This window comes from Gordonia rhizosphera NBRC 16068 (assembly GCF_000298195.1).
GTDB classification, from domain to species: Bacteria; Actinomycetota; Actinomycetes; order Mycobacteriales; family Mycobacteriaceae; genus Gordonia; species Gordonia rhizosphera.
In genome coordinates this window covers 1-11,175 of record NZ_BAHC01000228.1, presented here as the reverse complement: position 1 = coordinate 11,175, position 11,175 = coordinate 1, and the positions used below count along the sequence as shown (strand labels likewise).

Below are 11,175 nucleotides of genomic sequence, written 5' to 3'. Positions count from 1 at the left end.
AACGGCGGTGAGGCCGGCGGCGGTTCGACCATCACCCAGCAGTACGTCAAGAACGCCCTCGTCGGCGACGAGCACAGCTACGAGCGCAAGTTCAAGGAGCTGGCGATCGCGACCAAGATGTCCAACGAGTGGTCCAAGGACGACATCATGGCCGCCTACCTGAACACGATCTACTTCGGGCGGGGCGCCTACGGTGTGTCGGCGGCGGCGCAGGCCTACTTCCGCAAGGACATCCGCAACATCACCGTCGAGGAGGCGGCAGTGCTCGCCGCCGCCATCCGGTCGCCCTCCTACTACGACCCGGAGATCAACGCCGAGGCGGCACATGCCCGGTGGAACTACGTGCTCGACGGGATGGTCGAGACCGGTTCGCTGACCGCGGCCGAGCGTGCGTCGATGACGTACCCGAAGGTGGCGGCGTCGCGCCCGCAGACCGACGACACCCCGGGACCCAACGGTCTCATCAAGCGTCAGGTGCTCGCGGAGCTGGGCAAGCTGAACATCTCCGAGCAGCAGGTCCGGACCGAGGGTCTGCGGATCACCACCACGATCGACCAGCAGGTCCAGAAGTCGGTGGTCGCCGCGGCGAACGGCAAGCTCGACGGTGAGCCCAAGAAGCTGCGCACCGCGGTTGTCTCGATCGATCCGCGGACCGGCGGGGTGCAGGGTTACTTCGGCGGCAACGACGCCAACGGCTGGGACTACGCGCAGGCGGGTCTGCAGACCGGGTCGTCGTTCAAGGTCTTCGCGCTGCTCGCCGCGCTGGAACAGGACATCCCGCTCTCGAAGACCTACAGCTCGGCGCCCTACCAGGCGCCTGGCGGGCTGGTCGTGGAGAACTCCGACGGCGAGAGCTGCGGATCGTGCAACCTCGCGACCGCGATGAAGATGTCGCTGAACACCGTCTACTACCGGCTGATGATGGACCTCGATGGTCAGGCCCAAGCGGTCGCCGACGCCGCCCACAAGGCCGGGGTCGCCGAGAGCTTCGGGGACATCGCGCATACCTTGCAGGAGCCCAACGGCCTCGTCGAGGGCGGCGTGGTCCTCGGTCAGTACCCGTCTCGGGTGCTCGACATGGCCTCGGCCTATGCGACGCTGGCGGCGTCCGGTGTCTACCGCGAGCCCTACTTCGTGCAGAAGGTGGAGACCGCCGACGGCGAGGTGCTCTTCGACCGTCAGCAGAACACCGGCAAGCGGGTCTTCGAGGCCAAGGTCGCCGACAACGCCACCGCGGCGCTCGAGCCGATCGCGGCCTACTCCAACGGGCACTCCCTCTACGATTCGGAACTCGGGTCGCGTCCGTCGGCGGCCAAGACCGGTACCGCGCAGCTCGGCGACACCGGGCAGAACAAGGACGCCTGGATGGTGGGCTACACGCCGCAGCTGTCCACGGCCGTCTGGGTCGGCACCGATGCGGGCACCGCGATCACCAACTACGCCGGCTCGAACATCTATGGGAGCATGCTGCCGTCCGACATCTGGCAGGCCGCGATGAACGGCGCGCTCGAGGGCAAACCGATCAAGCAGTTCCCGGAGCCCGCGGCGGTCGGCGGCCAGGCGGGTATCCCGTACGAGCCGCCGCCGGTCACCACCGACGCGAACGCGCCCCGTAGCGGGTCGCCGAGCACGGGCCCGCAGACGCCCCTCGACCCCAACGGTGACAACAGGCTCACCCTGGCACCGGGCCTGACGATCCCGCTACCGGGTAACGCCCAACCGGACAACGGTGGCGGGACCGGTGGTGACACCGGCGGCGGCACGGGCGGTGGCACCGGAGGTGGCACGGGCCCGACCACCGACAACGGCACCGGCGGCGGCACCACCGACGGGGGCAGCCAATACGGGGGCGTCCCGGAGCCACCCCCGCTCGGCTGATCATCCGTGACCAGTGGCGACTGAGAACTCGAGCACAGCGCAGATGCCGGGTGGCGTGCCGCCCGCCGAGGCGGCCGACCCCGGTTGGGAGTCGCCCGTCGATCTCGCCGACGACACGCGCGTCGACACCGATCGCGTGCTGCCCTCCCGCACCGATGTCGTGGTCGAAGGGGCCTCGACGATGGTGGGTGGTCCGGTCGGCCGGCACGCCGCCGTCGGGCGCAGCCGGTCCTGGACACCACTGCGGGTGGTGTTCGCGCTGGCCCTGTGCACGCTGGCCCTCGGCTGGTTCGGGAAGGCGGGCTGTCTGCAGCAGGCGCCCGCCGACGCGAACTCACAGACCGGGTCGTCGCTGCGTCTGAACTGGGACAACCAGCGCCAGTACACGAATCTCTGCTACTCCGATGTCATCGGCCTGTTCGGGGCCGAGAAGCTCGACACCGGCGCCTTCCCGTACAAGACCTACTGGTACGAGCAGGGGCCCGACGGTACGCAGGTGAAGCGCTACATGGAGTATCCGGTGATCACCGGGCTCTACATGTACGGCGTCGCGTGGCTGGCGAGCGCCTGGGAATCGGCTCACGAGAAGTGGGGTGTGCCCGCGGCGCTCGAGGTCGTGCTGTTCTTCAACCTCGTGGCACTGGGCCTGGCGCTGTTCTGGCTGGTCACCATCTGGGCCACCGCGCTCACGGCACGCACCCGGATGTGGGCGACGTGGATCGCGGCGCTGTCGCCGCTGGTGATCGTGCACATCTTCACCAACTTCGACGCGATCGCCACGGCCATGGTGGCGTTGGCCATTCTGTCGTGGGCGCGCCGCAAACCCTGGCTCGCCGGGGTGTTCATCGGTCTGGGCACCGCGGCGAAGCTCTATCCCGTGCTGTTGCTGGTGGTGCTGCTCGTCCTGTGCCTACGCGCGGGCCGGATCCGCGAGTTCATGCAGGCCGCGGCGGCGGCCCTGGGTGTGTGGGTCGTGGTCAACCTGCCGATCCTGATCACCTATCCGCGCGGATGGTGGGAGTTCTTCCGCTACAACACCGACCGGCCCGCCGAAGCCGACAGCTTCTACGGCGTCATCTCGTCCACGGTGGGATTCAACTGGAACTCCGCTGTGCTGAACACGATCTCGCTCGTCGGCCTGATCCTGGTGACGCTCGGCGTCGTCGCGGTCGGTCTGCTCGCACCCCAGCGGCCCCGCGTGGCGCAGCTGGCATTCCTGATGGTCGCCGGCTTCCTGCTCGTGAACAAGGTGTGGAGTCCGCAGTATTCGCTGTGGCTGGTGCCGCTGGCCGTGTTGGCCATCCCGCACACGCGGCTGCTGTTCGCGTGGATGATCGTCGACGCGCTGGTCTGGATTCCGCGGATGTCGCTGTATCTCGACCCCGATCGACGATGGTTGCCCGACCAGTGGTTCACCGTGGCCATCGTTGTTCGGGCGATCATGGTGGTCGCGCTGTGTGCGGTGGTGCTGTGGCAGATCTGGAACCCCGCCGAGGACCTGATCCGCCGCGGGTCGCGTTCTCGCCCCGACGAACTGCTCGACGACCCCGCCGGCGGTGTCCTCGACGGCGCCCCTGACCGGTTCACCCTGCACGGGCTGCGTCGCGCCCCCGAAACCCCGCCCCCGCCGACGGCACCCGAGATGTCGCCGACGGCATCCTGATTCCCGCCGAGAGCACCCGAATCCTCGCCGACGGCACCCGAATCCCCGCCGACAGCACCCGAAATCTCGCCGACAGCACCCGAATCTCGGCCGACGGCACCCGAATCTCGGCCGACGGCACCCACTCCGACGCCGTGCCTCACTCACCGTCGACGATCCCGCGTCTACGATCTCCGCATGGCACGCGGGGGTTCGAGGCGAGCACGAGCCGGTCGTCGTCGGCAGCGTCGGATGCGCCTCGCCGACAACGACCTGAGTCCGTCGCAGTGGACTGCAATCAAGGCCGCGTGGGGCGGGTGCGCCTATTGCGGACGAACCGACTCCGTCCTCCAGCGCGACTGTATCCAGCCGTTATCTGTGGGTGGTCGCTACACCGAACTCAACATCGTGCCGGCCTGCCGCTCATGCAACGCCAGCAAGTGCAACACCGAGGTGACCTCGTGGATGCGCCGCAAGGGGCTCGACGAGGAGCTGTTCCTACGTCGCCTGCTCACCATCCGCGAATCCTCGGTCGTCGCCGCATCCGACCCCACCGCCGACCCACTTCAGTAGGGTTCGCAGTATGGGTGAAGTGCACGCGCTGGTGGCGCATCAGGACGACGACGGCAACATCGATCTGATCTCGGAGATCGTCGACGACAGCTTCCTCCCGGAGGGGGACGTCGAGATCGCGATCGAGTATTCGAGTGTGAACTTCAAGGACGCGCTCGCCGTGACACCCAAGGGTGGTGTCGCGCGGTCGTATCCGCTGATCCCCGGCATCGACCTCGCCGGCACCGTCCGCTCGAGCACATCACCGGAGTTCGCCGCCGGTGACGTCGTCGTCGCGCACGGCTACGACATCGGCACCGCCCGCCACGGCGGATACGCCGACACCACCCGACTCCCCGCCGACAAGGTCGTGAAACTGTCCGGACTGACCGCGGCCGAGGCCGCCGCGATTGGTACCGCCGGGTTCACCGCGGCGATGAGTGTCGAGGCGCTGGTCCGCCACGGCATCACCCCGTCCGACGGCCCGGTCCTGGTCACCGGCGCGACCGGCGGCGTGGGCAGCGTCAGCGTCGACCTGCTGGCGGCCGCCGGCTACGAGGTCGTCGCGTCCACCGGCAAACCCGACGCCGCCGTCCTGCTGCGCACGCTGGGGGCATCGGAGATCATCGGACGGGTGCCCGAAGAAGGCGAGAAGGTGCGGGCTCTCGGCAAGTCACTGTGGGCGGCCGCCGTCGACTGCGTCGGCGGTACCACGCTGGCCTACGTGCTGAGCACGCTCAACTACGGTGGCGTCGTCGCCGCGTCCGGACTCGCCGGCAGCGCCGACCTCCCGACGACCGTCCACCCGTTCATCCTGCGCGGGGTCACCCTCGCCGGCATCGACTCGGTGCAACTACCGATCGCACCACGCCGCGCCCTGTGGGCCAAGCTCGGTGCCGAGCTCAAACCCCCGCACCTCGAAGCGCTGACCACCGACGTCGCGGTGGCCGAACTACCGAAATCCATCAAGACGATCCTGCGCGGCGGCGTCACCGGCCGCACCCGGGTCGTCGTCGCCGGAGGCTTCTGACCTCAGCCGCACCGGACTCGCAGGGCCCCTCAGTCCGAAATCCGCTCCAGCAACCGCTGTTTCGCCACCGGCCAGTCGTCGTCGATCATCGCGTACTGCGCGGTGGTGCGCCATCCGTCACCGAAGCGCCGGTGTTTGCGCAGCAGCCCCTCGAACGTCGCGCCCAGTTTGGCGATCGCCGCGCGCGACCGGGTGTTGTTCTCGTGGGTGTGCCACACCAGCCGCACGGCGCCGCAGTCCTCGAAGGCGTGCCGCATCAACAGGAACTTGGCGGTCGGGTTGACCGTGGTGCCCTGCACGTCGTCGGCGTAGAAGGTGTACCCGATCGTGGCGGCGCGGTTCGCCGGATCGATGTCGTAGTAGCTTGTCGACCCGACGACGCGACCGTCGGTGTTGTCGATGACCGCATACGCGATGCGGCGCTCTGGGTCGGCGAGAGCGGCCTGCACCCATGCCCGGCTCGACGCGAGGTCGGTGGGTACCGCCGTCCAACGGAACGCCGTCGGATCGCCGACGACGCGTGCCAGCGCCTCGACATCGTCGACGGTCAGTGGCCGGAGCGTCACCCGCCCCGCCACGAGTGGACCGCTCCCGAGCCAGGCACTCATGACGGCGTTGGCACCAGGTCCGGTTCGGCAGGACGGGCCCGCCGCCCGAACGACGCGAGGGGTTCCCGCAGCGGCGCCCGCACGAACGCGACGATCAGATACACCAGCAACACCGCGTGTACCCACACCCCGACGTTGACGCCGGTGATGACCCACCATTTCATCGGTGACCCCGACGTGTAGATGCCGAAGAGCCGGAAGATGGTCAGGTCCAGCGCGAGGTCGGCGGCCAGGTAGGCGACGATGACCGGCCACCGGACCCGCAGCAGCACGAAGAACGGCAGGATCCACAGCGTGTACTGCGGTGAATGCACCTTGTGGAAGACCATGAACCCGGCCAGCATCGACGCCGACACCCCGATCCATGGGTACAAACCATCCCGCCGATACAGCCGCCAGCCCAGGTAGACCGAGGTCGCGAACGCCACGCCGATGAGCATCGGCGACAGCAACCCCACCAGGGTGTTGTAGGTGTCGTTCTGCCCGCCGGTGAAGTGCCGCAGCCCCCAGTACCAGATGGAGTTGGTGTCGACGTCGGCCTTGCGTTTGCCCTGGAACGACAGCGCCGCCTTCCACCCCTCGAAGCCGGCCAGCATGAACGGAAGCTGGATGGCGACGACGGTGAGGGTCGCCGCCGCCGCGACCCAGAGCGCGCCGACCCAGTCCAACCCGCGGCGCAGGGGCGGCTCACCGTCGGGACCGGGGGCGGTGCCGTAGGTGAGGACGTACGCCGCCAGCGGCAGCACGAAGAACCCGGGGTAGAGCTTCAGACAGAACCCGACTCCGAGCAGGACCGCCGCCAGAATCGCCGCGGTCCGTACCGAGAGTCGTCGATCACCGGTACGGGGACTGATCGTGGACCCCCACGCCATCACCGCGACCGCGCCGACCGCGGTCGCCACCACCGGCAGCTCCCAGTTGTGGAACGCGTAGAGCACCAGCGGCGGGGTCGCCGCCCACCACATCACGTGCCAGCGGGTCATCAAGGCCAGCATCACCGTGATCGCCAGGCCGAAGGGGACCAGCAGCGCCACCGAATGCTGGAAGAACTCGGTGTCGGTGTGCGCGCCGATCGCGCCCACCCACATGAACATGCCCGACAGCACCGGGTACTCGACGACGCCGCCGAAGAGCTTCCCATCAGGGGTGATGCCGCCGTTGATGTACGGGAACACGTGGTTGTTGATGTCGCGCCCCAACCACAGGAACATCAGATCCGAGTAGCAGGGGATCGCCGCATTCGGATCGCCGACCGGCCAGTGCGCACTGCGGCCCTCATCGAGGAACGGCGCACCCCCACATTTGATCTTCGCCTGGTAGCTCCAGACCATCGCCAACGAACTGGTCAGCAGCGAGACCAGCAGGATGAGCACCATCCGGCCACGACCGGCCAGCAACGTGTGACCGATGCGAGCCGGTACAGCAGGGGATGCGGACATGGCCTACAGGCTAAGTGGTCACCGGCCGGGCAACATCATCCAGTGCCGTCTGCGTGGGCCAGATCGCAGTCGTCAGTGCGCCGGACCGAGCACGGCCGACCCCAGGATCTCGACGACGTGCAGCGCGAGTTCGGTGTCGAGACGACGCTCCGACAACGGCCGGCCGAGTTCGTCGGTGGCCCGGCCGAGCCGGTACTTGACCGTGTTGCGGTGCATGTTCAGCCGTTCGGCGGTGGCCACATAGCTGTTGCCGGTGCTCATGAAGGTACCGACGGTCTCCCGCAGCCTTGACGCCGCATCGGTGTCCGCCGACAACGGACCCAGCACGTCGTGCACCCACTGTCGGGTGGCGTCGAGGTCGCGGGCCAGCACCGCGACGACGGCCATCCCCTCCGTCGCATGACTGACCACGCTCATCGCCGGATTGGTGGAGATGATCGCGACAGGTTTGACCGCCTCGGCCTGGAAGTGGCTGGCGCGGAATCCGTCGACACCGGACTGGCAGGTGCCGAGCGAAACGCGCAGGCCGGGGATGGTCTCGATGACGGCGTGGATCGCTCCGGTGGACAGATCATGGTCGGCCGGGGCGGCGAACCACACCCACGCGGTGCTGCGGTCCACGACGGTGCACAGCGGCGGCCGCGGGCAGCCGAGCCGGGCCGCGAGGTCGCGGGCGACGGATTCGAGCACGGTGGTGTTGTCGGTTCCCGGGTTGGCCCGGTCGATCCACAGCGTCGCCGCCAGATGTGGACGTTCCAGGGCATATCCCGTCCGTGCGGCGAACTCCCGGGCGCTGACATCGTCGCCGCGCAGCACCTTGGTCACCATGGCTGAGACGACGGTGGCGTTCTGCTCGGCCGAGAAACGGCGGCCCTCCTCGTGCACCTCGAGGACGACCCGCGTTATCCAGTCGACGTACTTGTGCATCCAGCCCGACAGGTGGTGCAGCACCCGCAGTTGCAGTTCGGGGCTGCAGTCCAGACCCTGCACCTCTTCGAACATGAATGCGAGCAGGTCGTCGGACCCGAAGTGATAGGCCCGACGCAGCGACGACGCCGGGATGCCGCGTTGCCCGAGCCGGTCCGCATACTCGGTGGCCGCGGTGGTCGGCTGCACGTGATCGAGCGGGATGTCGTTGCGGATCATGTGCAGGATCGTCGCGATGTTGCCCTCCACGCTGGCGTGCAGCATGTCGAGCAGGTCCGGTTCGTTGAGTTCGTCCATCCCGGCTTCGATGGCGCTGTTCATCGACGCGTTGATCTCGGCGAACCGGTCCTGGAGCCGGTCACCCACCACCGAGACGAGCCGGTGGACCTCCTGCGCCTCGGGTGCGTCGGGGGAGACGAGGCGACGCTGTAGAGACCCGCTGTTCATTTCCTGCTCCCGTCGCCGGCATGCGATCCGATACTCGGTCGGTCCAACACGTCGAGCAGCCCGCGCTGCTTCAACGCCGAGCGCGCCGCATGCCAGCCGCACAGTCCGTGCGCCCCCGCCCCGGGCGGGGTGGCGGCCGAACACAGGTACACCCCGTCGACGCCGGTCGCGTAGGGGTTCACCGCGACCCGCGGCCGGAACAGTAGCTGGCGCGCGGTGTTCGCGCCGGTGACGATGTCCCCGCCGACGTAGTTGGCGTTGTGGGCGACGATCTCCGGTGTGGGGCGCACCGTCGCGGAGACGATGCGCTCGGAGAACCCGGGCGCGAACCGTTCGATCTGCTCGGTGATCAGCCCACGGGCGTCGCCGGTGAACCCGGCCGGCACGTGAGCGTAGGCGTCCACCGGGTGCAGGTCACCGTCGGACCTGTCCGGGTCGGCGAGATACTGCTGTCCGACGAGGACGAACGGCTGCGTCGGCATCCGACCCCGCCACACGTCGCGTTCGGCGCCCACCACCGTGGCGAGATCGCCCGCGACGTGCACCGTGCCCGCCTCGCGGGCCGGGGCGAACGACCACGGCACACCGTCGCGCACCGCGAACGCCACCTGGAACGCGCCCGGCCCGTGCCGGTAACGCCGGTAGGCCCGCGCCACGCGCGGGGGCTGTCGCTCAGCGAGAATCGCCGCCGCAGCCGCGGGTGCGGTGTCGAGAAGCACGATGTCGGGGGAGCCGAGGTCGGGGAGCGCGGAAACCGTCACCCCGGTTTCGACGCGGCCGCCGAGGGATTCCAGCAGCGACAGCATCGCCGCACTGATTGCCTGTGATCCCCCGACGGCGACCGGCCACCCGTAGCGGTGGGCGGCGGTGCCCAGCGCGGCGCCGATCGCCGACGACAACGGCGTCGAGAGCGGGTGGAACGCGTGCGCCGCGACCCCGGCCCACAGCGCGGCTGCCTCCTCGGTGCGGAACAGACGGGCCAACCAGGTCGCCGGCGGCGCGGCGAACACCCCGAAGCGACCCAATGCGACCGGATGCCGCGGCAGGTGCACCATCGGCTGGAGGAACTCTGTGGCGATGGCGTCGAAGCGGTCGGTGAGCGGTCCGAAGATCTGCCGGTAGCGCCCGCCGTCGACACCCAGACGGTCGGCCGTTTCGTCGACCGACCGGTAGGCCGCCGCGCCGCGCCCGTCGTCGAGGGGATGCGCGTACTGCACATTCGGAACCGCCCACCGCAGTCCGTGTGCGGTGAGATCGAACCGTCGGCTGAACGGGTTGTCGGTGGCCAGCGGATGAAATCCCGAGCAGTCGTCGTGCAGCAGCCCGGGGACCGTGGCCTCCGACGACCGGGTGCCGCCGCCGGGCGTCTCGGCCGCCTCGAGGACGGTGACCGAGACGCCGGCGGCGGCCAGCGTGATGGCGGCAGCGAGCCCGTTCGGCCCGCTGCCGACCACGACGCCCTGGATCATGCACCCACCTTAGGCTGCTCAGGCATGACATAGGCGGAGCCGTCCGACGGCGCGACATAGCCCGGACGTGTCCAGGTGATGGTGTGCTTGATCGGACCGTTCGGCAGCCACGGCAGCTCCTCGGTGGCGTCCTTCACCACATACGTGCCCCGCTCGACGACACCGATCGCGGCGTCGATCACCTTGTACTCCACGTAGTTCTTGTGGATCGGCTGCGACTCGGTCCAGCTGATGATCAGCTCACCCGGCGCGAAGTTGCAGCGGCGCTGGACGGCGGCGATGGTGTTCTCGTTGTGCAGGTGGCCGTCACCGAACTGCCAGCCGATCAGTGTGGTGCACACGAACTCGGCCTCGCGGATGACGTAGTTGTCGAGGTTGTCGGTGTGGCGCATCAGCAGCGAGATCAGCGCGCGTCCCATCGAGTGCATCGTCCGCCACGCGACCGCCTTCTGCATGAAGATCTCGGCGACCTCGGGACCGTAGGCGGCGGTGAGCTGGTCGACCTGGTTCAGGTTGGACTTGATCAGGTGCGTGTTCAGCTTCTCCTCGGCTTCCCGGCCGCGGAATGCCCAGGTCGCCGACGCCCAGTTGCCCGCGTACTGCCGCATCGACGGCAGGAACGAGACCAGATCGGGACGGAGGTTGCCCAGGATCGGGAAGGTTGCGGCCGCGACGATGGCGAAGATCAGCCAGCCGGTGCTCATGTCGGTGACGGCGTACCCGTCCCCGGCGGGATGCAGCCAGAACAGGAACCAGGCCGAGAACATGAAGAAGACGTTCCATTCCAGCGGCACGGCCAGCGGGAACGTCGAGATGATGAAGATGTGGAATCCGAGCATGCCGATCAGCGCGGCGAGGGTGAGCCACTTGTTGGTGGAGAACAGCAGGATCACCGGCAGCGCCAGTTCGACGATGGTGCCCAGACCGTGGGCCATCGCACCGCTGACGTGCGACGGCCGCAGGTCACGCGGGAAGTCGCGGTAGAGGCTGCGCTTGAACCGGGTCGAGGTGATCCACGGCGTGTTGGACGCCATCGCGGCGACGACGGGGCTGAAGTGGCGGCCGAGCTTGGAGATACCGGCACCGAACCAGCTGGCGAACATGAAGATCTTGGCGGCGACGATCATGTCGACGACCGACCCGGCCGCGGCGAACACGAACAGCGCCGCGAGGTACTGCTCGG

The 11,175-nt window shown here is 68.5% G+C and carries 9 protein-coding genes; 4 read left to right on the top strand and 5 right to left on the bottom strand.

Features of this window, described 5'->3' with window-relative positions; all coding sequences use genetic code 11:
* From GORHZ_RS27140 to GORHZ_RS27125, 4 genes are all read left to right on the top strand, one after another.
* Positions 1 to 1,878, top strand: a 1,878-nt coding sequence (locus tag GORHZ_RS27140; RefSeq protein ID WP_006338896.1) for a transglycosylase domain-containing protein, incomplete at its 5' end; no start/stop codon positions are given.
* 43 nt (positions 1,879 to 1,921) lie between these two features.
* Positions 1,922 to 3,541 carry a glycosyltransferase family 87 protein gene (locus GORHZ_RS27135; protein WP_006338895.1) on the top strand — a complete coding sequence of 540 codons (1,620 nt, stop codon included), beginning with the start codon at positions 1,922 to 1,924 and terminating at the stop codon, positions 3,539 to 3,541.
* A gap of 177 nt (positions 3,542 to 3,718) precedes the next feature.
* Positions 3,719 to 4,093: an HNH endonuclease gene (locus tag GORHZ_RS27130; protein WP_040533788.1), complete on the top strand. Its 375-nt coding sequence runs from the start codon at positions 3,719 to 3,721 to the stop codon at positions 4,091 to 4,093.
* A gap of 10 nt (positions 4,094 to 4,103) precedes the next feature.
* Positions 4,104 to 5,102, top strand: a complete 999-nt coding sequence (locus tag GORHZ_RS27125; protein ID WP_006338891.1) for an acrylyl-CoA reductase family protein — start codon at positions 4,104 to 4,106, stop codon at positions 5,100 to 5,102.
* Between the two features lie 29 nt (positions 5,103 to 5,131).
* Here GORHZ_RS27125 and GORHZ_RS27120 read toward each other — a convergent pair whose 3' ends face one another.
* The 5 genes from GORHZ_RS27120 to GORHZ_RS27100 all read right to left on the bottom strand — a co-directional run.
* The gene (locus GORHZ_RS27120) at positions 5,132 to 5,710 is read right to left on the bottom strand and encodes a GNAT family N-acetyltransferase (RefSeq protein ID WP_006338889.1); all 579 of its coding nucleotides are present in this window, start codon (positions 5,708 to 5,710) and stop codon (positions 5,132 to 5,134) included.
* A complete protein-coding gene (locus GORHZ_RS27115) occupies positions 5,707 to 7,149 on the bottom strand; it encodes a glycosyltransferase family protein (protein WP_040533786.1) in 1,443 nt (480 codons plus the stop codon). The genes GORHZ_RS27120 and GORHZ_RS27115 overlap by 4 nt, the downstream gene beginning before the upstream one ends.
* Before the next feature lie 72 nt (positions 7,150 to 7,221).
* Entirely contained in the window at positions 7,222 to 8,523 is a 1,302-nt protein-coding gene (locus tag GORHZ_RS27110) for a PucR family transcriptional regulator (RefSeq protein WP_006338881.1), read from the bottom strand.
* The gene (locus tag GORHZ_RS27105) at positions 8,520 to 9,992 is read right to left on the bottom strand and encodes a phytoene desaturase family protein (protein ID WP_006338878.1); all 1,473 of its coding nucleotides are present in this window, start codon (positions 9,990 to 9,992) and stop codon (positions 8,520 to 8,522) included. Before GORHZ_RS27105 ends, GORHZ_RS27110 begins: the two co-directional genes overlap by 4 nt.
* The coding region (locus tag GORHZ_RS27100; RefSeq protein WP_006338876.1) for a DUF3556 domain-containing protein at positions 9,989 to 11,175 on the bottom strand (1,187 nt) is incomplete at its 5' end. The genes GORHZ_RS27100 and GORHZ_RS27105, both read right to left, overlap by 4 nt.